The following is a 20,034-nucleotide window of genomic DNA, read 5'->3' as shown; positions in this document are numbered from 1 at the left end:
ATCCTGAGCATTTGAGGAGAGGCCGCATGACCCATGCCCATTTCACCGCCGACGATGTCGCGCACATGCGCGCCGCCCTGTCCTTGGCATCGCGTGGACTGGGGCGCTGTTGGCCCAACCCCGCCGTGGGCTGCGTCATCGTCCGCGATGGCTATGTCGTCGGCCGGGGCTGGACCCAGCCCGGTGGCCGGCCGCACGCCGAGACGGTGGCCCTGGCCCAGGCCGCCGGCGCCGCCGAGGGCGCCACGGCCTACGTCACCCTGGAACCCTGCAGCCATGTCGGCAAGACGCCGCCCTGCGCCGACGCCCTGGTGGCCGCCGGTGTGGCCCGGGTGGTCGTCGCCATCGGCGACCCCGACCCCCGCGTCTCCGGCCGGGGAATCGCCCGCCTGCGCGCAGCGGGAATCACCGTGGACCTGGGCTTGCTGGAGGAGGAGGCCGGTCTGGTGACGGAAGGGTTCTTGCGGCGCGTGACCGAGGGGCGCCCCATGGTGACGCTGAAGCTGGCCACCACGCTGGACGGGCGCATCGCCACCAAGGCGCATGAAAGCCAATGGATCACCGGCCCTGTCGCGCGCTCCTGGGGCCATGGACTGCGCGCCACCCATGACGCCATCATGGTGGGCATCGGCACCGCCTTGGCCGACGATCCCGAACTGACCTGCCGCTTGCCGGGGCTGGAGGACCGCTCCCCCGTCCGCATCGTGGTCGACAGCCGGCTGCGCCTGCCGCTGACCAGCCGGCTGGTGCGCGACGCCCGGCGCGTGCCGGTCTGGGTGGCTACCCTGGCCGGGGGCGACGCCCACCGCCGCCGCGCTTATCAGGACTGTGGCGTTGAGGTCATCGAGATCGAACCGGATGCCGGCGGCGTCATGCCCTTGCGCGCCGTGCTGGCGGCGCTGGGCGGGCGCGGCCTGACCCGGGTGCTGGTGGAGGGGGGCGCGCAGCTTGCGGCCTCCCTGTTCAAGGAGGATCTGGTCGACCGGCTGGAATGGTATCGCGCGGCCAAGGTCATCGGTGGCGACGGCCTGGCGGCGGCGCAGGGCTTCGGCCTGGAACGGCTGGATGGTGCCCCGCGCTTCACCTGCGTGGATGTGCGCGCCGCCGGCGATGACAAGGCGGAGAGCTATCGCCGCATCGGGTGACCGGCCTGCGGTCACGCGCGGGAAACGTCCGCATTTTCCACTCGCCAGCCGCGGCGGCCGGGCCTAGTTTGTCGCCATGTTTACTGGACTCATCACGGATGTCGGGCAGGTCACCGCTGTAGAACGGCGTGGCGATACCCGTTTCACCATCGCCACCGGGTTCGACCTGGAGACGATCGCCATTGGTGCCTCCATCGCCTGCAACGGCGTCTGCCTGACGGTGGTGGAGACGGGCCAAGGGGGCGACCAGGGCGGCGGCCGGGGCTGGTTCAAGGTGGACGTCTCCGCTGAGACCCATTCCAAGACCACCACCGGCAGCTGGCAGGCCGGCACGCCCGTGAACCTGGAGCGGTCCCTGCGCCTGGGTGATGAACTGGGCGGCCATCTGGTCTATGGCCATGTCGACGGTGTCATCGACATCGCCGACGTTCAGCAGGACGGGGACAGCCAGCGCTGGTGGTTCGACGCGCCGCCGCATCTGGCGCGCTTCATCGCCGCCAAGGGCTCCGTCGCCCTGGATGGCGTGTCGCTGACCGTGAACTCGGTCGAGGGCACGCGCTTCGGTATCAACATCATCCCCCATACCCAGGAAAAGACGACCTTCCAGTATCTGAAGGCTGGTGGCGTGGTGAACCTGGAAGTCGACATGCTGGCGCGTTACGTCGCCCGTCTGGTGGAAACGAAATAATGAGCAACACGCCGGTTTCCGTGGCCCTGTCCAGCCCCGAGGAATTGATCGAGGAGGCCCGCGCCGGCCGCATGTTCATCCTGGTGGATGACGAGGACCGCGAGAACGAGGGTGATCTGGTCATCCCTGCGGAGTGCTGCGACGCGGCGGCGGTGAACTTCATGGCCCGGCATGGCCGTGGCCTGATCTGCCTGTCCATGGACCAGGCCCAGATCAACCGCCTCAACCTGCCGCTGATGTCGCGGGACAACGCCTCCCGCCATCAGACCGCGTTCACCGTGTCGATCGAGGCGCGGGAAGGGGTCACCACCGGCATTTCCGCCCCCGACCGCGCCCGCACCATCGCCGTCGCCATCGATCCCAACAGCGGCCCCCAGGATATCGCCTCTCCCGGCCATATCTTCCCGCTGGTGGCCCGTGACGGTGGCGTGCTGGTTCGCGCCGGCCATACCGAGGCGGCGGTGGACATCGCCCGCCTGGCGGGCAAGCTGCCGGCCGGCGTGATCTGCGAGATCATGAAGGACGATGGCACCATGGCCCGCCTGCCGGACCTGCTGCCCTTCGCCGCCGAGCATGGCCTGAAGATCGGCACCATCGCCGACCTGATCGCCTATCGCCGCCGCACCGAGACGCTGGTGGAGCGTGTCTACACCACCGCCATCGAGAGCCGCCATGGCGGCCACTTCACCATCCATGTCTACAAGAACCGGATCACCGGGGCGGAGCATCTGGCCCTGGTCATGGGTGACGTGAACGACGGCCGGCCGGTGCTGGCCCGCATGCACGCGCTGGAGGTGGTGCACGACCTGCTGGGCGACGTGCGGCGCCAGGGGGCCGGTGACCTGGACATCGCCATGAGCACCGTGGCGCGCGAGGGGCGGGGCGTCATCGTCGTCATCCGCGACGCGCAGCCCTTCTCGCTGGTGGATCGGCTGCGGGCGCTGGATGGCGCCGGCACGCCCGATGGCGGCCAGCTGCGCGACTATGGCGTGGGCGCGCAGATCCTGCTGGACCTGGGGGTCAAGGAACTGCACCTGCTGACCAACAATCCCAAGACCCTGGTGGGCGTGGATGGGTATGGCTTGACCATCCTCAGCCAGCGCGCCATTCCGCCGCGTCCCCCCGCCCTCTGAGGAGCCGGTCTTTGGCCGAAGCCCCCCACCTGATGGTCGTCGAGGCCCGGTTCCATGAGGACATCGGCGAGGAGCTGGTGCGTGGGGCCGTGGCCGAGATCACCAAGGCGGGGGCGACCTACGAGCACTTCCAGGTGCCCGGCGCCTTCGAACTACCGGCGGCGCTGCAGTACGCGGTGAAGTCCATGGACTTCTATTCCGGCCGCCGCCGCTTCGACGGCTATGTGGCGCTGGGCTGCCTCATCCGCGGTGAGACCACGCACTACGACACCGTGGCGGCCGAATGCGCCCGGGGCCTGAACGATCTGGTGCTGCGCCACACCCTGGCCTTGGGCTATGGCGTGCTGACCGTGGAGAATCGGGAACAGGCGTGGGCCCGCGCGTCGGTGACACAGAAAAACCGGGGTGGGGAGGCGGCGCGCGCCTGCCTGGACATGATCGAGCTGAAGCGCCAGTTTCGCCTCAACACGCGTTAGGTCGTGCGCCCTCAGGCCGTGAGCGGCAGCGGTCGCAGCCTGACGGGTGTGGCGTATTGGTGACCGCTTTGCGGGCAGGCCGGCTATGCCGGATGATTTTTCGGTTGGCCGAAGAGCCCGGCTGCCGCATCTTTCCCTACTTTCCATTTCCCCTTCCTTTCTGGCGAAAAGCGTTTCCGACATCATGGCTCCCCGTAAAAAGGTCACCCCCCCCGCGCCCACGCCGGAAGTGAAGCCCCCTGTGCCCAAGCGCGCCGGTTCGGCCAAGGCGCGGCGCAGCGCCGCCCGCCTGAACGCCGTCCAGGCGCTGTACCAGATCGAGCTGACCGAAAGCTCGCCCGAGGTGATCATCACCGAATACGCCAACTACCGCCTGGGGCAGGAGTTGGACGGCGACCGGTACGTCTCGGCCGATGGGGAATTGTTCGCGGCCATCGTGCGCGGCGCCACCTCGCGTCAGCATGAAATCGACCCGGTGCTGGCCCAGGCGCTGGACCGCCAGCACCTGGACCGGCTGGAGCTGCTGCTGCGCGCCATCCTGCGCGCCGGCGCGTGGGAGCTGCTCTCCGGCGGCGACACGGCCGCCCGTATCGTCATCAACGACTACATCGACGTGGCCCACGGCTTCTTCGCCGGCCGGGAACCCGGCATGATCAATGGCGTTCTGGATCGGGTCGCCCGCATCGTCCGGCCGGATGAGATGGCCGCCCGCGCGGGCGGCAACGCCCCGGCCTGATCGGGTTCCGGCTGCCGCTCCGCACCGAGGGGCGTTTGAAACCGGGCGTTTTTGAAGGGGTGATCCCGCGGATGGTGGATCCAGGTTCTGATCCCGGCACCCCGACGGCGGCACCGGCCGTGCCGCCGGAGATGGCCGCGCCGCTGGGCGAGTTCGATCGCATTGCCCGCTATTTCCGCCCCCTGGCCCAAGGGTTTCCCGGCGCGCAGGGGCTGCGTGACGATGCCGCCTACGTCACCGTGCCGCCTGGCAAGGAACTGGTGGTGACGACGGATGCCATGGTGGCCGGCGTCCATTTCTTTCCCGACGACGCGCCGGTTCTGGTGGCGGGCAAGCTGTTGCGTACCAACCTGTCCGACCTGGCGGCCAAGGGGGCGGAGCCCCTGGCCTACAGTCTGGTCACCAGCCTGCCCCGCACCCTGCCGGAGGCGTGGCTGGCCGGATTCGCCAGCGGCTTGGCGGCGGACCAGGCCGAATTCGGCATCCACCTGCTGGGCGGGGACAGCACCGTCACCGACGGTCCCATCACCCTGGCCATCAGCGCCCTGGGCCTGATCGACGCCGGCACGGCTGTGCGCCGCCGGGGGGCGGGGCCGGGCGACCTGGTGTTCGTCACCGGCACCATCGGCGACGCCACCCTGGGCTTGGCCTTGGCGCGTCAGCGCAAGGGGCCGGTGCCGGAGGAGGATCGCCAGTTCCTGCTTGATCGCTTCTATCGTCCCCGGCCGCGCCTGGGATTGGGCCCGGTGCTGCGCGCCGGCGCCACGTCGTCGGCCGACGTGTCGGACGGCCTGCTGGCCGACCTGGGGCATATCGTGCGCGAAAGCGGCCTGGTGGCCATGATCGAGGCGGAGCGTGTTCCCCTGTCACCCCCCGCGCGGCGCATGCTGGCCGCCCATGCCTGCACCATCGCCGACCTGGTCACGGGCGGTGAAGATTACGAGGTGGTGTTCACCGCGCCGCCCGCCGCGCGCGCGCCTGTCATGGCGGCGGCGGCCAAGGCCAAGATGACCGTCGCCGAGATCGGCACCCTGCGTCCGCTGCCCGCCGGGGGCGGGTGGACGGATGGCACGGGCCCCGCCCGGCTTGTGGACGTCATGGGCCGGGACATCACCCCCCGCGTCGCCGGCTGGCAGCACTTCTGATCCTGGTCTATGGTGGGGGTGGGGCTGCCTTGCCATTGGCGCGGCACGGTTTTTTAACGTCCAGGCGCTAGGATGGCGCGAGGGCGAACACTCGCCCCCTGATCTTTTCACTGGATGTCCTGTCGATGAAGAAAATCCTTTTCCTCTTGGTGGCTTTGCTGGCGCTGATCGGCGCCGGCGTGGGCGGCTATATCTTCCTTGTGCACAAGGACGCCCAGCCCAAGGTGGAGGAGGAGAAAAAGAAGCCCGTGGGGCCACCGCAGTTCGTGGACATCGGCCCCTTCGTCCTGCCCATCATGGGCGACAAGCAGATCGAGCAGAACCTGCTGCTGCAGGTGCAGATCCAGGTGCCGTCCGACGAGGCCAAGGAAAAGGTCAAGGAGCAGCGCTATCGCCTGCAGAACGCCTATATCGAGGCATTGTACGGAAAGTTGGGACAGCAGCAGATCAAGGCCGGGCAGGTCATCGACGTGGTGCAGGTGCGCCGCTGGCTGATCGACGCGACCACCAAGGTGATGGGCGAGGGCGTGGTGGACGACGTGCTGATCCAGGCCGTGAACCAGCACCCCGCCTATTGATGGCCGACGGGGGACCCACGCATGGAGATCCGCCCCTACCGCGCCGGTGACGAGTCGGGCATCGCCGCACTGATCGTCCCCATCCAGCAGGAGGAGTTCGGCATCCCCATAAGCTATGAGGACCAGCCGGATCTGCGCGACATTCCAGGCTTTTACCTGACGGGCGCCGGCCAGTTCTGGGTGGCGGTGGAGGGGGAGGCCATCGTCGGCAGCATCGCTCTGAAGGACATCGGCGGCGGCGCCGCCGCGTTGCGCAAGATGTTCGTGGCCCCCAGCCACCGGGGGCAGCCCCACCGGGCGGCGGCGCGGTTGCTGGCGGCTTTGCTGTCCCACGCCCGGGAAGTGGGCCTCACCTCCCTGTATTTGGGCACGACCGCTAAGTTCTTGGCCGCCCATCGCTTTTACGAGAAAAGCGGTTTCTCCCCGATTACCCCTGATGAGTTACCCCCAACCTTTCCCCGCATGGCGGTGGATACGCGGTTTTACTTCCTGTCTCTTTAGGACATTTCCTACAGACGATTGCTTAAGCCCTGTTTCCATGTCACTTTTTCAAGGCTAAGCGGCGACTGACACCCAACGTTCAGAATTGGGGCGGCGGCCGCTCTGGGAAACCAGTCTGGGAAAAGGAAACGCCATGACAGGAGTGCTTCCCTTCGTATGGGGGTGCGGCGCCTTGGCCGTGCTCTATGGTCTTTTCACCGCCAGATCCGTTCTCGCATCCAGCCCGGGCAACGCCCGCATGCTGGAAATCGCCGCCGCCATCCAGGTGGGGGCGGGTGCTTACCTGAACCGCCAGTACCGCACCATCGCCGTGGTGGGCGTCGTCCTCGCCATCCTGCTGTACGTCACCCTGAAATGGTACGTCGCCTTGGGCTTCGTCGTGGGAGCGGTGCTCTCGGGGGCGGCCGGCTACATCGGCATGAACGTCTCGGTACGCGCCAACGTGCGTACGGCGGAGGCGTCGCGCCACGGCCTGGCGGCGGGCCTGTCCATCGCCTTCCGCTCCGGCGCGGTCACCGGCATGCTGGTCGCCGGCTTGGCCCTGCTGGGCGTGTCGGGCTATTTCGGACTGCTTTCCCAACTGGGGATCACCGGGCGGCCCCTGGTCGACGCCCTGGTGGCGCTGGGCTTCGGCGCCTCCCTCATCTCCATCTTCGCGCGCCTGGGCGGCGGCATCTTCACCAAGGGGGCGGATGTCGGCGCCGACCTGGTGGGCAAGGTCGAGGCCGGCATTCCCGAGGATGATCCGCGCAATCCCGCCGTGATCGCCGACAATGTCGGCGACAACGTGGGCGACTGCGCCGGCATGGCCGCCGACCTGTTCGAGACCTATGCCGTCACCACGGTGGCGACCATGGTGCTGGCCTCCATCTTCTTCGCCGGCACGGACCTGCTGGCGCCCTTGATGCTGTATCCGCTGGCCATCGGTGGGGTCTGCATCGTCACCTCCATCATCGGCACCTATTTCGTGCGATTGGGGGCCAGCGGCAACATCATGGGCGCGCTGTACAAGGGGCTGATCGCCACCGGCGTCCTGTCCCTGGTCGGCATCTGGGCCGTCACCTATTGGGTGCTGCCCGACCACCTGGCCACCGCCTTCTCCGTCAACGGCAAGGACTTCACCGGCCAGACCCTCTATTGCTGCGCCGTTGTCGGCCTGCTGGTCACGGCGCTGATCGTCTGGATCACCGAGTACTATACCGGCACGAACTACCGTCCGGTGAAGTCGGTGGCGCAAAGCTCCACCACCGGCCACGGCACCAACGTCATCCAGGGCCTGGCCATTTCCATGGAGTCGACGGCCCTGCCGGCCATCGTCATCTGCGCGGCCATCCTGGTGACCCATCTGATGGCGGGTCTGATGGGCATCGCCATCGCCGTCACCAGCATGCTGGCGCTGGCCGGCATGATCGTGGCGCTGGACGCCTATGGCCCCGTCACCGACAACGGCGGCGGCATCGCGGAAATGGCGGACCTGCCCGGCGACGTGCGGGTGACCACCGACGCGCTGGACGCCGTGGGCAACACCACCAAGGCGGTGACCAAAGGCTATGCCATCGGCTCCGCCGGCCTGGGTGCCCTGGTGCTGTTCGCCGCCTATAACGAGGACCTGCACTATTTCATGAGCAAGCCTGACGACTATCCCTATTTCGCGGACCTGTCGGGCAAACTGGACTTCGGCCTGGACAACCCCTTCGTCGTGGTGGGGCTGATCCTGGGGGGGCTGTTGCCCTTCCTGTTCGGCGCCATGGGCATGACGGCGGTGGGCCGCGCCGCCGGTTCGGTGGTGGAGGAGGTGCGACGCCAGTTCCGGGAAAACACCGGCATCATGGCCGGCACGTCGAAGCCGGATTACGGCCGGGCCGTCGACCTGCTGACCCGGGCCGCCATCAAGGAGATGGTGATTCCCTCGCTGCTGCCGGTGCTGGCGCCGGTGGTGCTGTATTTCATCATCAACGCCATCGCGGGGAAGGGCGCGGCGTTCTCAGCCGTGGGCGCCATGCTGCTGGGTGTCATCGTCACCGGCCTGTTCGTCGCCATCTCCATGACCTCGGGCGGCGGCGCCTGGGACAACGCCAAGAAGTATATCGAGGAGGGGCACCACGGTGGCAAGGGGTCGGACGCGCACAAGGCGGCCGTGACCGGCGACACGGTGGGCGACCCCTACAAGGACACGGCGGGCCCGGCCGTGAACCCCATGATCAAGATCACGAACATCGTGGCCTTGCTGCTGCTGGCCATCCTGGCCCACGGCTGAGTTACTCACGGCACAGATTCGGGCGATTCGCGCAAATAAAAACCCCGGCGGGACGATGTCGCGCCGGGGTTTTGATTCCGTCGTGGAGGGTGGAGGCTCAGCCGCCGCCCTTCTTCTTCTTGTCGTCCTTCTTCTTCTCGCGGTTGAGGTTACCCATCAACTGCTCCAGGAAGGTGACCTCATGGCCCGCCGTCGGGGTTTCCCGATCCTCGGGGCTGATGTCCTGCTGCTGGTTCAGGTCGATGTCGCCAATGGAATTGACGACGCCCTGGTCGTTGAAGCTGACCTGCAGCACCCGCTGCTGAACGATATCGGGATCGAAGAAGGCTTCGTTCTCGGTGATGGCGCCGATGTAGTACCAGACGTTGGCATCGACCGTGCTGGTGGTGCTGGGCGAGCCCAGGGCCTTCTGCACGTCTTCCTTGGTGCTGGTCCCAGGGTGGACATCGGCCAAGCGGCGATTTTCCACCAGGTTGCCGCGGTTGTTGATGGTGGGCGTGCAGGCCGTCAGCCCGATCCCGACAAGGCCCAGGCCAAGCAGGCCAACGGGGGACAGCAACTTAAGGGTCTTGTTCGGCATGGTCTAAGACGTTAATCCCAAGAGCGTTGATCGCGGGTCGGCCCCATTCCACGATTGAGGCATCGCCCGTCCGTCGCAGGGGGATGCGATAATCCGGCGCGGAGCACCAACCGGCCCGGGTTTCCTGTCATCCCCATCCGGCGCGACGTCCCGCGTCACGCTTGACCGGTGGATGACCACCCCCCATCTGGCCGGTGACAATCGCACCAGCCGCTTTGTCCTGTCAACGAAAGCCGGGTACCGCGCCGTGATTGCCTTGCTGAAGTCCCTGTTCGGCCGTAACCGCCACCAAGCGGCGGTCCTGCGCCTGTACGCCGGCATCGTCGAGCAGGCACGCCATCCCGCCTTTTACACCGCGTCGGCGGGCGAGGGGCGCGGCGTTCCCGATACCGTGGAGGGGCGGTTCGAGGTGATGGCCCTGCATGCTTGGCTGGTGATGCGCCGGCTGGCGGCCGAGGGGCCGGATTTCGCGGCCCTGAACCAGGCACTGTTCGACCACATGTTCACCGATCTGGACTTCAGCCTGCGCGAGTTGGGCGCCAGCGAAATGGTCGTGGGCAAGAAGGTGAAGGACCTGGGCACGCATTTCTATGGCCGCGCCGACGCCTACGAGTTGGGCCTGAAGGAACCGGTGCCGGCGCTGGAGGCCGCGCTGGACCGCAACCTTTTCGGCTCCACCCTGCCGGACGGGCCGGAGGTGGCCGCGGTCGCGGCCTACGTCCGGGCCTCCGCCGACCGGCTGGGCGCCATGCCCCTGGCCGATGTCCTGGCGCGGGGGCCGGTGTTCGCCGCCCCGCCGATCCTGTGAGCGCCCGTTCCCTTTTTCTTTGATATTGAGCGTTTGGAGTTGCCGTCATGGCTGACATGACCCCTGAGTTTTCCCGCCCCGTCATCGCCGACAAGGTGTCCGCCCGCGAGAGCGTGGAGAAGATCACCGCCACCCCGGCGGAACGCGCCGCCCTGGCCAAGCGCCTGGAGCTGGTGTCGCTGGATAGCCTGACGGCGCTCGTGCGCCTGCGCCGCATCCGGGGCGGCCAGATGGTGCGCGTCACCGGCGAGCTGGAGGCCGAGGTGGTGCAGAGCTGCGTGGTGACGTTGGAGCCCTTGGCGGCCAGCGTGCGCGACAGCTTCCAGGCCCTGTTCGCCCCGGCCCACCTGGTACCCAAGGACGAGGAGGACCTGGAGAACCTGGGGCTGGATGACGAGGCCGACCCGCCCGAGCCCATTGAGAATGGACGCATCGACATCGGTGAGCTGGTGGCCCAGCATCTTTCCCTGGCCCTGGAGCCTTACCCACGCAAGGCGGACGCCGAGCGGTTCGTGCATGTCGAGGATTGGGAGGGCGAGGGCGAGTTTCCCGACGCGCCCAATGAACCGCCCCCGGATATGGAGGGGGCGGACGGGGAGACGCAGGACATGGAGGGGCCGGAGTCGCCGGCCACCAAAGCCGCGACTCCGGCCGTCGAGGGGGCGGAGACCAAGCCCAACCCCTTTGCCGCCCTTGCGAAGCTGCGCCCCAAGACTTAATTTGGTCTTTGGCGCTTGCCCTTTGCCGGGATTTCAAGTAATCAAATCGCCCTGTTTCATCCGGTCCAGGGCTGGGCCGGGTTCCTTGTCGTTTGGCCCCGTGTCGTTTTCCGCAAGCCCGTCCCCAGTAAATTGGGGGTGGGAAAAGGACGGCGATTTCGCTAAAGCATGGGGTCTGACGATGATTAGCAAGACGGCACGTGAGTGGTCGTCTTAATCGAGTAGAGAGTAGACGATCATGGCCGTTCCTAAGAAAAAGACCTCCCAGTCTCGCCGCAACATGCGCCGCTCGCACCACGCCATCAGCGCCGGTGCGCATCACGAGTGCAGCAACTGCGGTGAGCTGACCCGCCCGCACCACGTGTGTGGCTCTTGCGGCCACTACGACGGCCGCGAGGTCGTCGTCGACACTGCTACCGCTGCCGCCTGATCCGGTTCGCCCCGGTGCTTGAGGAGGTCGCTGTCCGGTGAGCACACGCCTGCGAATTGCCCTTGACGCGATGGGCGGCGATCATGCCCCGGACATGGTGGTGGACGGTGCGGATATCGCACGCGAACGCTGCCCCAATGTCGACTTCCTGTTCGTCGGTGATGAGCAGCGCATCAGCGCGCTGCTCGATTCCCGTCCGGCGCTGAAGGCGATTTCCCAGGTGCGCCATACCGCTGACGTTGTGGCCATGGACGCGAAGCCGTCCGTGGCCCTTCGTTCTGGTCGCGGCTCCAGCATGCGCCTGGCCATCGATGCCGTGGCCGCCGGCGAGGCGGCGTGTGTCGTCTCCGCCGGCAACACCGGCGCTCTGATGGCCATGGCCAAGTTCGTGCTGAAGACGCTGCCTGGCATTGACAGGCCGGCGATCGCGTCCATGTTGCCCACGATGCGGGGCGACTGCGTGATGCTGGACCTGGGTGCCAACCTCGAATGCGACGCCGACAACCTGGTGCAGTTCGCCGTGCTGGGCACGGTGTTCGCCCAGACGGTGTTGGGCCTGCTGGAACCGACCATCGGTTTGCTGAACGTCGGTTCGGAAGAGCAGAAGGGCCACGAGTCCATCCGCGCCGCCGCGACGGCCCTGCGCGCCACGCCCCTGGCCCGCAACTTCCACGGCTTCGTGGAGGGAACCGACATCTCCGCCGGCACGGTGGACGTGGTGGTGACCGATGGCTTCACCGGCAATGTCGCGCTGAAGGCCACCGAGGGCGCCGCCAAGCTGATTGGCGAGTTCCTGCGGCGCACCTTCCAATCGTCCCTGCTGGCCAAGCTGGGCTATCTGCTGGCGCGGGGCGCCTTCAACAAGCTACGCCAGCGCACCGATCCGCGCCGCTACAACGGCGCCATGTTCCTAGGGCTTCAGGGTGTCTGCGTGAAAAGCCACGGCGGCACCGATGGGCTGGGCTTCGCCAACGCCATCTGCGTGGCGGTGGACCTTGTCCAGCATGGCTTCAACGAGAAAATCCGCAAGGAGTTGGCCCTGCTGCAGGAAAGCCTGCAGGCCGCGGCGGCCGCTTCCGGTACCGATCCCCAGGCCGTCGCCCAGTGACGGTCCATCACCTCACGGCTGGTTGACCCATGGTAATGCGCTCCGTCATCGTGGGCTGCGGCTCTTACTTGCCGGCCCGCGTCCTGACCAACGACGATCTGGCCAAGATGGTCGACACATCGGACGAGTGGATCACCCAGCGCACGGGCATCCGCAGCCGCCATATCGCGGCGGAGGGGGAGAAGACTTCCGACCTGGCGCTGGCCGCCGCCAAGGCGGCGCTGGCCCATGGCAATGTCCCGGTCGATGATCTCGACCTGATCGTGCTGGCCACGGCGACGCCCGACCAGACCTTTCCCGCCACCGCCGCCAAGGTGCAGGCGGCATTGGGGATGACCCGCGGCGCCGCCTTCGACGTGCAGGCCGTCTGCTCCGGCTTCATCTACGCCCTGTCGGTGGCGGACAACTTCATCCGGGCCGGCCAGGCGCGGACCGTGCTGGTCATCGGCGCCGAAACCTTCTCCCGCATTCTTGACTGGAACGACCGCGGCACCTGCGTGCTGTTCGGCGACGGCGCCGGCGCCGTCGTGCTGCGCGCCCAGGAGGGCGAGGGCACGGCGCGGGATCGCGGCATCCTGTCCACCCACCTCCACTCCGACGGCCGGCACCACGATCTGCTCTATGTAGACGGCGGCCCATCCTCCACCCAGACCGTGGGCCACGTGCGCATGGCGGGGCAGGAGGTGTTCAAGCACGCCGTGGCCAATTTGGCCGAGGTGGTGGGCGAGGCGCTGGATGCCAATGGCCTGGCGCCCGAAGACCTGGACTGGCTGGTGCCCCATCAGGCCAACCGCCGCATCATCGAGAACACCGCCCGCAAGCTGAAGATGGATGCCAACCAGGTGGTGCTGACCGTGGACCACCATGGCAACACCTCCGCCGCCTCCATCCCGCTGGCGTTGTGCGAGGCCGTGACCGATGGCCGCATCAAGCGGGGCGAGTTGGTCTTGCTGGAAGCCATGGGCGGCGGCTTCACCTGGGGCGCCGCCCTGGTGCGCTTCTAAGTCAATCAACCTACCTTGGTATGCGACGGGGCCTCTGGACAGGGGCCCCTTCATTATTTGAGGCGATGGCGTCGCTGCTTTCGCATCGCACCATTTTTGGGTGCTCCGCAATACCGCCGCACCTTGACGGATGGTCTAGCCAAATCTGACAAGACTTTGGCAAACCTTTGGAATTGACGACTTTACCCGCTGGCATTACCGTTCCCGCAGTTGGCAAAGGGGCCACTGGTCGAGGGAGGGCACCCATGGGAGATCACACCGTCACGCGCGCTCATTTGAGCGAGGCCATCTACCAGGAGGTGGGGCTGTCGCGAAATGAGTCTTCCGTTTTGGTGGAAAGCGTGTTGGATGAGATCGCCGCCGCCTTGGGGCGCGGGGAAATGGTCAAGATTTCTTCCTTTGGCAGCTTCTCCGTCCGGTCCAAGGGGGAGCGCATCGGCCGCAACCCCAAGACGGGTGAGGAAGTGCCGATTCTGCCCCGCCGCGTCCTGGTGTTCCGGGCCAGCCATGTGCTGAAGAATCGCATCAACGAAGTCCTGTCGGCCAACGAGCAATAAGCCATGTCCGGCACGCCCGCGCCTGAACCCACGGTGCCCGCCGATGGCGGCCCCGAGTCCAGCGACGCTGTCGCCGTGACCGATGCCCTGCCTGAGGGTGGGGATGAGATGGGTGAGGCGGACGTGCCGGAAGGAGAGACGCACGGGGAAGTGACCGCCGGGAGCGCCCCCGAGCGTGGTGGCCGCAGCGGCGCCAAATCCCCCACCGCCTTCCGCACCATCAGCGAAGTGTCGGCCGAGTTGGACGTGCCGCAGCACGTGCTGCGGTTTTGGGAAACCAAATTCCCTCACATCCGCCCACTGAAGCGCGGCGGCGGTCGTCGCTATTACCGCCCCGACGATGTGGAGATGCTGCGCCGAATCCAGGTGCTGCTTTATAAGGAAGGCTACACCATCAAGGGGGTGCAACGCCTGCTGCGCACTCCCGGTGGGCGTCCGCTGCCGTCCCATGGCCCGGCGGCCGACGCGGATGAAGGCGCGGACTCCGGTGACGACGGCTGGACGGAGGCGCCATCCCCGCCGCCCGCGCCCCAGCCGCCAGTCCGCACGCAGCCGGAGGACAAGCTTCGCATCGTCGGCCTGTTCGATCACGATCCCGAGGCCGATCCGGAATGGGCGCGCACCCCGCCGGAGCCAGAACCCTTGGCGCCCCGCGCCCCGGAGACCCGTCGCCCCGCCGGTGAGAAGGGTCTGCCTTTGGCCAAGCGGGATGCGCTGGGCCAGGTGCTGAGCGACCTGGAAGAGATTCGCGACCTGCTGCGGCGGGTCCTTTAACCTCTTGCCCAGGCCGTCCCGCCGTACCGCCCCGACCACGCGGGGCCGACGGCGATGCGGGGCCTTCCCCCAACCCGGAAAAGATGATCGACCAGGCGACGAGGGCGTCTTTTGGTGGTCCCGCGCGTTCGTTCGAGCGTCGTGCGTATCTATAACCTTTTGAAAAATAATCATTATATAGAAAAATTCATTTTTTTGACGTTAGGGCCTCCAACAGCGTTGCATTGGGGTGACCTCGTGGATATAGTCCGCGCCCGAACCGCAGCGTACCGCGGTTCACTCGAGAGGTCGGAGCGTAGCGCAGCCTGGTAGCGCATCAGACTGGGGGTCTGGGGGTCGCAGGTTCGAATCCTGTCGCTCCGACCATCTCTCGAACATGAAGACGGCGCCGGTTCCGTAATGGACCAGGCGCCGTTTCCATTTCTGGGCTACGTCACATCCCGCACCTTTTCCGCTTCCCTCTTTTTCCGGGGGGCCGGCTTGCCGCACACCGCTCGCCCCGCGTCGGTCAGACGGCACACCAGCCAATCGGGTTTCAGCGGGTTGCTGAACCAGGGGGTGGCCCAACCGGCATCCAGGCAGGCCTTGACCGTGGCGGGGGTGACCTTGCTGCCGTCCGGCCAGAACAGGGGCAGCTTGCCGCCGGCCTGGTCCAGGCCGCGCCGCAGCCAGCGCTTTTGCACCGGGGTAGGGACCACAGACGCGGGGAAGGCCGCCGTGGCCGTCTCAGGAACAGCTTCCTTGTCGTGCGCCATGCCTCGCCCCCGTCATCGCCGCCTGTCCCACGATGCGGCGCCACGCCCATAGGCTGCACCGATTGCACGGTGGCGCCGGGCACTCTTGTATCTTACGCTGGCAGCGCCGGACGTCAAACGGCCCCAGGCGTCAGGGGGCGGGCACGTATCGGGCGGACATTTTCAAAGTGAGAGGTGCGTGATGGCGGCGTTCCTGGTCTATATGACAGCGGCCTCGACGGAGGAGGCGCAGACCATTGGACGGGTGTTGGTGGAGGAGCGGCTTGCCGCTTGCGTCAACATCCTGGGGGCGACGCAATCCATTTACCGCTGGAAAGACGGCGTTGAGACGGCGGCGGAGGTTGCCTTCATCGCCAAGACCCGCGCCGACCGGTTCGAGGCCCTGACCAAGCGGGTCAAGGAACTGCACAGCTACGATACGCCCTGCATCGTGGCGCTGCCGGTGGTGTCGGGCAACCCGGGTTTCCTGGAATGGATCGCCGCCTCGGCCGCGCCGCCCCCGCCGGCCGCGTGATCTAGGGTCTTGCCGGCAAACCGTTGGGGAACAGGCGCGGCAGGTCGATCTTGGGGCAGCGGTCCATGATGACCGTGGCCCCCAGCGACCGCGCCTGGGCGGCCGAGTCCTCATGGCTGACGCCCAGCGGCATCCAGATGAAGGGGATGCCGCGCTGTGCCGCTTCCACCACGAACGGCGCGATGGCCGGCGCGGCGCGGAAGATTTCCACGAAGTCGACGCCCTCGGGCAACTCGGCCAGGCTGGCGACCACGGGTTCACCCAGGATCGTGGTGCCGACGTGCGCCGGATGCACCGGGATGATCTTGTAGCCGTAGTCGCGCTGCATGAAGGCCGGAACATAGTGCGACGGCTTGGCCGGATCGGGGGATATGCCGACAATGGCCACGGTCCTGGTCTTCAGGAACACGTCGCGCAGCGTGTCATCGGTGATCGTCTCGCTCATGGTCCTGGATCCTTGAAAGGGATGGGCAAGGGATGGGAAGCGACGGCGCCCGGTGGGGCGAGAACCATACATGGGACACGGGGAGGGGAATTGAAATGACGGATGACGTGCAGGCGCCTAATGGGGACACGTCCACGGGGGACATGCTGGCCGCCATGGGCAAGGCCGCAGTGTTCACGCCGGCGGATTTCGACCGCCTGCTGGAAACGGGCTTGCCGCAGGCGCACCGCGCCGGCATCCGCACCCGGGAGATGGGGCACGGCAGCATCACCCTGACCATGCCGGTGTCGGAGGATTTCCTGCGCCCCGGCGGCACAGTCTCCGGCCCCACCATGTTCGCCCTGGCCGATGTGGCGCTCTACGGCGCGGTCCTCAGCAGGGCGGGGCACATCGTGCTGGCCGTCACCAGCAACATGACCATCACCTTCCTGCGCCGCCCGCCGGCCCGGCCGCTGGTGGCCCATGCCCGCATCGTCCGCATGGGGCGCAGCCTGGCCTATGGCGAGGTCACCCTCTATTCAGAGGGGGAGGATGACCCCGTGGCGCACGCGACGGGCACCTATGCGATTCCGCGGGGCTGAGGCGGGGGCAACGCCCGCGATAAGCGACCCGGCGCGGCCACCCGGGCAATGTGCTGGATTCATTGGGAAAACGGAAACGACGGCAAAATTCGCGATTGAAAAAACGTAATGGAATCAAGGGGTTTGAAAATAAGGTATCATAATACCTTATCGCTAAGCATTTGATGGCCGGCCCCTTTTTACCGTTGACACCCGGCCGTCACCGACATAAAAACCGCCCACTTCGGTGCCGGTCCCAGGAGCGGTGCCCTGGGGCCCATTTTGGCCCGGACCTCATTTTGAGTGAGTGCGCGGATGAAAACCTTGTCTCTCAAGCCGTCTGAGATCGAGAAGAAGTGGCTTCTCATCGACGCCGACGGCCTCGTGCTGGGCCGACTGGCCAGCATCATTTCCATGCGCCTGCGCGGCAAGCACAAGCCGACCTACACCCCCCACATGGATTGCGGTGACAACGTCATCGTCATCAATGCGGAGAAGGTGAAGCTGACCGGCAACAAGCGCAGCGACGAGATCTTCTACTGGCACACCGGTTACGCTGGCGGCATCAAGCAGCGCAGCCTGGGCCAGATCCTGGACGGCAAGTACCCGGAGCGGGTCATTGAGAAGGCCGTCGAGCGCATGATCACCCGCGGTCCGCTGGGCCGTCGTCAGATGGGTAACCTGCGCGTTTACAAGGGTCCGACGCATCCTCACGAAGCGCAGAACCCCGAGGTGCTGGACGTCGGCGCCCTGAATCCCAAGAACAAGGGGGCCTAATCCATGGCTCAGACCATCAACAGCCTGGCCGACCTGAAGCAGGGCGCCGCCGTCGTGACGACCGAGGCCGCCGAGCCGGCTCAGCCGAAGATCGACGCTCAGGGCCGTTCCTACGCCACCGGCAAGCGCAAGGACGCGGTCGCCCGCGTCTGGATTAAGCCGGGCAAGGGCCAGGTCACGGTCAACGGCCGTGACATCACCGTCTACTTCGCCCGCCCCGTGCTGCGCATGATGATCAACCAGCCGTTCCAGATCGTCGGCCGCGTTGAGCAGTACGATGTGGTGTGCACCGTGTCCGGTGGTGGCCTGTCCGGCCAGGCCGGCGCGCTGCGCCACGGCATCTCCAAGGCCCTGACCTACTTCGAGCCGGCCCTGCGCCCGCCGCTGAAGGTTGCCGGCCTGCTGACCCGCGACCCGCGCGTGGTCGAGCGTAAGAAGTACGGTAAGGCCAAGGCCCGTCGTAGCTTCCAGTTCTCCAAGCGCTGATATCCAGCCGTTTGGATGGTTTTGCCGGAAAGGCGTCTTCCCTTGGGAAGGCGCCTTTTCCTTTTGGCCCCCGCGCGTATATGCGAGGACGGGTCCACAAAAATGCCACCAAGTGGACCTTGCGCGCGGGACTGGGGCTCGTCACCGTCCCCGCAAGGTTGTGGGCCCGCCCAGGCCCCTTCGCTCAGCCCCCGGGTTGGGTCAGGGGAAGAGCGGTGGTTGGTCCATAGGAAGGACGGAGAGGATGGCGGATCAGAAGTCGGCCGGCCCAACACGGCACGGCCGTGTGCGCCGTGCTTTGGGTTGGCGCCCCAGTTCCCAGACCCGCCTATGGATTCGCCGTCTGGTGACGCCCTTGGCGGTGCTGGCAGCCTTGGCCTATGTCCTGGTCGATGTCTGCTTCCTACCCCTAGTGCGTCCCTTCGCCACGCGCATGGGCCGCTGGTCGGCATTTCAGGCCCTGGGGCGGTTTATTGACCGATTGGGGCCGCGCACGACCTTGGTCCTGTTCCTGGTGCCGTTGATCGTGCTGGAGCCGGCGAAACCCTTGGGCGCGCTGCTGATCGCCCAGGGCAAAACCCGCCTGGGCATCCTGCTGATCGTGGCGGCCGAGATCGTGAAGCTGCTGACGGTGGAACGCCTGTTCCAGCGCAGCCGGCACAAGCTGTTGACCATCCGCTGGTTCGCCCGGGTCCATGGTTGGATCGTGGGTTGGATCGACCGGCTGAAGGCGCTGCCCGCCTGGCGTGCGGTCGTGGCGGTCGCGCGGGGCGTCCGGGCCGTCGCCGTCCCGGTGTTGTCCGCCGCCTGGCGACACGCCGCAAGGTCCATGGCCCTGGCACGGGAGCGGCGCCGCTACCGGCGGCAGGACCGATGAAGGTTTTGCGTTTGCGAACGGTCCGTATCCAAAAGGCTTAGGGCAAAGGCTCGACTATTTGGGGTGTGCCCTAGGGCATAAGGTGGCGCCCGCCCGCGGGGCGGTTGGCGGGCAAGATGGGGTTGGGTTGGATGACGATGGATATGACGACGGGCGCCGGCGCCATCGGTGGTGGCGCTCTGGGAATCGCCGGCGATCTGGCGGCGCTGCCGGCTTTCGCCCGCCTGGCGCCGGACATGCTGTCCGCCCTGGCGGCTGCCTGCCGCATCGAGGAGCGGGCGCCTGGCGACCTGGCCGTCAGACAGGGCGTGCCCTTGGACGTTATCCAGGTACTGCTGTCCGGCACGGTGGCCCTGGTGGCGGGCAATGCCGAGGTGGGGCAGCGCCACGGCCCCGAAACCACCTTCCTGTTGGCGGAAGCGCTTACTGGCGCCCCCGCGCCGGTCAGTGTTCGCGCGCTGACCCCGGCCCGTCTTCTGGCATTGCCGGTGGCGGCCCTGCGCACGCGCCTGGGGGTGGGCGCCGACCTGGCGCTGTCACTGATGGCCGGGCAGGCGGCGCGCGAACGGGTGTTGGTCGAGACGGTCACGGCCCTGCGAGAACTCTCGCTGCCCCAACGCCTGGCGGCCCATCTGTTGCGGGAGCATGCCGAGCGCCGGGCCGGCGGCCGGCTGGAGGTTGACCTCGCCGCCCTGGCCGCGGCCCTGTCCGCCGCACCGGAGGATGTGGCCTGGACCTTTGCCGACCTGCGCCGACATGGCGTGGCGCTGGAAGAAGGTGTCGCCGTGCTGAAGGACTTCGACGCCCTGCGCACCTTGGCCACGCCCGGCCCGGGCCGCCGCCGTCTGTCGGAGGAATGGCCGGTGGCCATGTGGGATGTCGACACGCCCTGACGGGCGGCGTTTCAGCCATTCGGGCCCGCCGTTAGACAAGGGGAAGCCCGCCGTCTAGGATTATGGCTGCGCTTCCACACCTGGTTCC

The 20,034-nt window shown here is 67.0% G+C and carries 25 protein-coding genes and 1 tRNA gene; 23 read left to right on the top strand and 3 right to left on the bottom strand.

Translation table 11 applies throughout. The annotated features are described in order from the left end of the window. Nucleotides 1-26 precede the first annotated feature (26 nt). From ribD to UCD39_RS13975, 9 genes are all read left to right on the top strand, one after another. Nucleotides 27-1,145 carry a bifunctional diaminohydroxyphosphoribosylaminopyrimidine deaminase/5-amino-6-(5-phosphoribosylamino)uracil reductase RibD gene (gene ribD / locus UCD39_RS14015; RefSeq protein ID WP_330496607.1) on the top strand — a complete coding sequence of 373 codons (1,119 nt, stop codon included), beginning with the start codon at nt 27-29 and terminating at the stop codon, nt 1,143-1,145. Nucleotides 1,146-1,221: 76 nt separating this feature from the next. Next, nucleotides 1,222-1,833, top strand: coding sequence for a riboflavin synthase (locus UCD39_RS14010; protein WP_330496606.1), 612 nt, complete (start codon nt 1,222-1,224; stop codon nt 1,831-1,833). Then, nucleotides 1,833-2,966 carry a 3,4-dihydroxy-2-butanone-4-phosphate synthase gene (ribB, locus tag UCD39_RS14005; protein ID WP_330496605.1) on the top strand — a complete coding sequence of 378 codons (1,134 nt, stop codon included), beginning with the start codon at nt 1,833-1,835 and terminating at the stop codon, nt 2,964-2,966. Before UCD39_RS14010 ends, ribB begins: the two co-directional genes overlap by 1 nt. An 11-nt stretch (nt 2,967-2,977) precedes the next feature. Then, nucleotides 2,978-3,442: a 6,7-dimethyl-8-ribityllumazine synthase gene (ribH, locus tag UCD39_RS14000; protein ID WP_330496604.1), complete on the top strand. Its 465-nt coding sequence runs from the start codon at nt 2,978-2,980 to the stop codon at nt 3,440-3,442. A 184-nt stretch (nt 3,443-3,626) separates the two neighbouring features. Continuing rightward, nucleotides 3,627-4,178 (top strand): transcription antitermination factor NusB, encoded by a 552-nt coding sequence (gene nusB, locus UCD39_RS13995; protein ID WP_246130191.1) that lies wholly within the window; start codon nt 3,627-3,629, stop codon nt 4,176-4,178. Nucleotides 4,179-4,249: 71 nt separating this feature from the next. Next, on the top strand, nt 4,250-5,323 hold the full coding sequence (thiL, locus tag UCD39_RS13990) for a thiamine-phosphate kinase (RefSeq protein WP_330496603.1): 1,074 nt from the start codon (nt 4,250-4,252) through the stop codon (nt 5,321-5,323). A 125-nt stretch (nt 5,324-5,448) separates the two neighbouring features. Continuing rightward, nucleotides 5,449-5,901, top strand: a complete 453-nt coding sequence (locus UCD39_RS13985) for a flagellar basal body-associated FliL family protein (RefSeq protein WP_322483457.1) — start codon at nt 5,449-5,451, stop codon at nt 5,899-5,901. A gap of 21 nt (nt 5,902-5,922) precedes the next feature. Continuing rightward, nucleotides 5,923-6,402 (top strand): GNAT family N-acetyltransferase, encoded by a 480-nt coding sequence (locus UCD39_RS13980; RefSeq protein WP_330496602.1) that lies wholly within the window; start codon nt 5,923-5,925, stop codon nt 6,400-6,402. 133 nt (nt 6,403-6,535) lie between these two features. Next, nucleotides 6,536-8,659 carry a sodium-translocating pyrophosphatase gene (locus UCD39_RS13975; protein ID WP_330496601.1) on the top strand — a complete coding sequence of 708 codons (2,124 nt, stop codon included), beginning with the start codon at nt 6,536-6,538 and terminating at the stop codon, nt 8,657-8,659. 97 nt (nt 8,660-8,756) lie between these two features. On the opposite strand, the gene UCD39_RS13970 is transcribed toward UCD39_RS13975, so the two are convergent. Further along, the gene (locus tag UCD39_RS13970; protein ID WP_330496600.1) at nt 8,757-9,239 is read right to left on the bottom strand and encodes an outer membrane protein assembly factor BamE; all 483 of its coding nucleotides are present in this window, start codon (nt 9,237-9,239) and stop codon (nt 8,757-8,759) included. Nucleotides 9,240-9,411: 172 nt separating this feature from the next. On the opposite strand from UCD39_RS13970, the gene UCD39_RS13965 reads away from it, so the two are divergent. From UCD39_RS13965 to UCD39_RS13930, 8 genes are all read left to right on the top strand, one after another. After that, nucleotides 9,412-10,047 (top strand): ubiquinol-cytochrome C chaperone family protein, encoded by a 636-nt coding sequence (locus UCD39_RS13965; protein WP_330496599.1) that lies wholly within the window; start codon nt 9,412-9,414, stop codon nt 10,045-10,047. Nucleotides 10,048-10,094: 47 nt separating this feature from the next. Then, nucleotides 10,095-10,766: a YceD family protein gene (locus UCD39_RS13960; RefSeq protein ID WP_330496598.1), complete on the top strand. Its 672-nt coding sequence runs from the start codon at nt 10,095-10,097 to the stop codon at nt 10,764-10,766. Between the two features lie 238 nt (nt 10,767-11,004). After that, a complete protein-coding gene (gene rpmF, locus UCD39_RS13955; RefSeq protein ID WP_081486680.1) occupies nt 11,005-11,196 on the top strand; it encodes a 50S ribosomal protein L32 in 192 nt (63 codons plus the stop codon). Between the two features lie 37 nt (nt 11,197-11,233). Further along, nucleotides 11,234-12,304 (top strand): phosphate acyltransferase PlsX, encoded by a 1,071-nt coding sequence (plsX, locus tag UCD39_RS13950; protein WP_330496597.1) that lies wholly within the window; start codon nt 11,234-11,236, stop codon nt 12,302-12,304. 29 nt (nt 12,305-12,333) lie between these two features. After that, the gene (locus UCD39_RS13945; RefSeq protein ID WP_330496596.1) at nt 12,334-13,308 is read left to right on the top strand and encodes a beta-ketoacyl-ACP synthase III; all 975 of its coding nucleotides are present in this window, start codon (nt 12,334-12,336) and stop codon (nt 13,306-13,308) included. A 245-nt stretch (nt 13,309-13,553) separates the two neighbouring features. Continuing rightward, entirely contained in the window at nt 13,554-13,865 is a 312-nt protein-coding gene (locus tag UCD39_RS13940) for an integration host factor subunit alpha (RefSeq protein ID WP_145730278.1), read from the top strand. Between the two features lie 3 nt (nt 13,866-13,868). Beyond that, nucleotides 13,869-14,639, top strand: coding sequence for a MerR family transcriptional regulator (locus UCD39_RS13935; protein ID WP_330496595.1), 771 nt, complete (start codon nt 13,869-13,871; stop codon nt 14,637-14,639). Nucleotides 14,640-14,928: 289 nt separating this feature from the next. Continuing rightward, nucleotides 14,929-15,005, top strand: a tRNA-Pro gene (locus UCD39_RS13930). Between the two features lie 62 nt (nt 15,006-15,067). On the opposite strand, the gene UCD39_RS13925 is transcribed toward UCD39_RS13930, so the two are convergent. After that, complete coding sequence (locus UCD39_RS13925) at nt 15,068-15,394, bottom strand: hypothetical protein (protein WP_330496594.1); 327 nt, start codon at nt 15,392-15,394, stop codon at nt 15,068-15,070. Nucleotides 15,395-15,575: 181 nt separating this feature from the next. On the opposite strand from UCD39_RS13925, the gene cutA reads away from it, so the two are divergent. Further along, nucleotides 15,576-15,908: a divalent-cation tolerance protein CutA gene (gene cutA, locus UCD39_RS13920; protein WP_186455643.1), complete on the top strand. Its 333-nt coding sequence runs from the start codon at nt 15,576-15,578 to the stop codon at nt 15,906-15,908. Between the two features lies 1 nt (nt 15,909). Here cutA and UCD39_RS13915 read toward each other — a convergent pair whose 3' ends face one another. After that, nucleotides 15,910-16,353 (bottom strand): CoA-binding protein, encoded by a 444-nt coding sequence (locus UCD39_RS13915; protein ID WP_330496593.1) that lies wholly within the window; start codon nt 16,351-16,353, stop codon nt 15,910-15,912. A 95-nt stretch (nt 16,354-16,448) separates the two neighbouring features. Here UCD39_RS13915 and UCD39_RS13910 point away from each other — a divergent pair, with 95 nt between their 5' ends. The 5 genes from UCD39_RS13910 (at nt 16,449) to UCD39_RS13890 (ending at nt 19,946) form a co-directional block, all read left to right on the top strand. Next, nucleotides 16,449-16,934 (top strand): PaaI family thioesterase, encoded by a 486-nt coding sequence (locus UCD39_RS13910; protein WP_330496592.1) that lies wholly within the window; start codon nt 16,449-16,451, stop codon nt 16,932-16,934. A gap of 294 nt (nt 16,935-17,228) precedes the next feature. Then, on the top strand, nt 17,229-17,690 hold the full coding sequence (gene rplM / locus UCD39_RS13905; protein ID WP_004273148.1) for a 50S ribosomal protein L13: 462 nt from the start codon (nt 17,229-17,231) through the stop codon (nt 17,688-17,690). Nucleotides 17,691-17,693: 3 nt separating this feature from the next. Continuing rightward, a complete protein-coding gene (rpsI, locus tag UCD39_RS13900; protein ID WP_050898408.1) occupies nt 17,694-18,176 on the top strand; it encodes a 30S ribosomal protein S9 in 483 nt (160 codons plus the stop codon). A gap of 244 nt (nt 18,177-18,420) precedes the next feature. Further along, entirely contained in the window at nt 18,421-19,053 is a 633-nt protein-coding gene (locus UCD39_RS13895; RefSeq protein ID WP_330496591.1) for a hypothetical protein, read from the top strand. Between the two features lie 131 nt (nt 19,054-19,184). Next, the gene (locus tag UCD39_RS13890) at nt 19,185-19,946 is read left to right on the top strand and encodes a Crp/Fnr family transcriptional regulator (protein WP_330496590.1); all 762 of its coding nucleotides are present in this window, start codon (nt 19,185-19,187) and stop codon (nt 19,944-19,946) included. Nucleotides 19,947-20,034 lie beyond the last annotated feature (88 nt).

This window comes from Nitrospirillum karajorum (genome assembly GCF_036348415.1).
Classification (GTDB): Bacteria; Pseudomonadota; Alphaproteobacteria; order Azospirillales; family Azospirillaceae; genus Nitrospirillum; species Nitrospirillum amazonense_B.
The sequence above is the reverse complement of the archived record's forward strand: the minus strand, read 5'-3'. Positions and strand labels throughout refer to the sequence as shown.

Excerpts from the sequence above, each read along its gene's own strand:
- UCD39_RS13895 (WP_330496591.1), top strand. The coding sequence starts at position 18,421 with ATGGCGGATCAGAAGTCGGCCGGCCCAACACGGCACGGCCGTGTGCGC.
- UCD39_RS13965 (WP_330496599.1), top strand. The coding sequence starts at position 9,412 with ATGACCACCCCCCATCTGGCCGGTGACAATCGCACCAGCCGCTTTGTC.
- UCD39_RS14010 (WP_330496606.1), top strand. The coding sequence starts at position 1,222 with ATGTTTACTGGACTCATCACGGATGTCGGGCAGGTCACCGCTGTAGAA.
- UCD39_RS13935 (WP_330496595.1), top strand. The coding sequence starts at position 13,869 with ATGTCCGGCACGCCCGCGCCTGAACCCACGGTGCCCGCCGATGGCGGC.
- ribB (WP_330496605.1), top strand. The coding sequence starts at position 1,833 with ATGAGCAACACGCCGGTTTCCGTGGCCCTGTCCAGCCCCGAGGAATTG.
- nusB (WP_246130191.1), top strand. The coding sequence starts at position 3,627 with ATGGCTCCCCGTAAAAAGGTCACCCCCCCCGCGCCCACGCCGGAAGTG.
- UCD39_RS13915 (WP_330496593.1), bottom strand. The coding sequence starts at position 16,353 with ATGAGCGAGACGATCACCGATGACACGCTGCGCGACGTGTTCCTGAAG.
- ribD (WP_330496607.1), top strand. The coding sequence starts at position 27 with ATGACCCATGCCCATTTCACCGCCGACGATGTCGCGCACATGCGCGCC.
- thiL (WP_330496603.1), top strand. The coding sequence starts at position 4,250 with ATGGTGGATCCAGGTTCTGATCCCGGCACCCCGACGGCGGCACCGGCC.
- UCD39_RS13940 (WP_145730278.1), top strand. The coding sequence starts at position 13,554 with ATGGGAGATCACACCGTCACGCGCGCTCATTTGAGCGAGGCCATCTAC.
- cutA (WP_186455643.1), top strand. The coding sequence starts at position 15,576 with ATGGCGGCGTTCCTGGTCTATATGACAGCGGCCTCGACGGAGGAGGCG.
- UCD39_RS13975 (WP_330496601.1), top strand. The coding sequence starts at position 6,536 with ATGACAGGAGTGCTTCCCTTCGTATGGGGGTGCGGCGCCTTGGCCGTG.
- rplM (WP_004273148.1), top strand. The coding sequence starts at position 17,229 with ATGAAAACCTTGTCTCTCAAGCCGTCTGAGATCGAGAAGAAGTGGCTT.
- rpmF (WP_081486680.1), top strand. The coding sequence starts at position 11,005 with ATGGCCGTTCCTAAGAAAAAGACCTCCCAGTCTCGCCGCAACATGCGC.
- UCD39_RS13890 (WP_330496590.1), top strand. The coding sequence starts at position 19,185 with ATGACGATGGATATGACGACGGGCGCCGGCGCCATCGGTGGTGGCGCT.
- UCD39_RS13970 (WP_330496600.1), bottom strand. The coding sequence starts at position 9,239 with ATGCCGAACAAGACCCTTAAGTTGCTGTCCCCCGTTGGCCTGCTTGGC.
- UCD39_RS13980 (WP_330496602.1), top strand. The coding sequence starts at position 5,923 with ATGGAGATCCGCCCCTACCGCGCCGGTGACGAGTCGGGCATCGCCGCA.
- UCD39_RS13910 (WP_330496592.1), top strand. The coding sequence starts at position 16,449 with ATGACGGATGACGTGCAGGCGCCTAATGGGGACACGTCCACGGGGGAC.
- rpsI (WP_050898408.1), top strand. The coding sequence starts at position 17,694 with ATGGCTCAGACCATCAACAGCCTGGCCGACCTGAAGCAGGGCGCCGCC.
- UCD39_RS13985 (WP_322483457.1), top strand. The coding sequence starts at position 5,449 with ATGAAGAAAATCCTTTTCCTCTTGGTGGCTTTGCTGGCGCTGATCGGC.
- UCD39_RS13960 (WP_330496598.1), top strand. The coding sequence starts at position 10,095 with ATGGCTGACATGACCCCTGAGTTTTCCCGCCCCGTCATCGCCGACAAG.
- UCD39_RS13925 (WP_330496594.1), bottom strand. The coding sequence starts at position 15,394 with ATGGCGCACGACAAGGAAGCTGTTCCTGAGACGGCCACGGCGGCCTTC.
- UCD39_RS13945 (WP_330496596.1), top strand. The coding sequence starts at position 12,334 with ATGGTAATGCGCTCCGTCATCGTGGGCTGCGGCTCTTACTTGCCGGCC.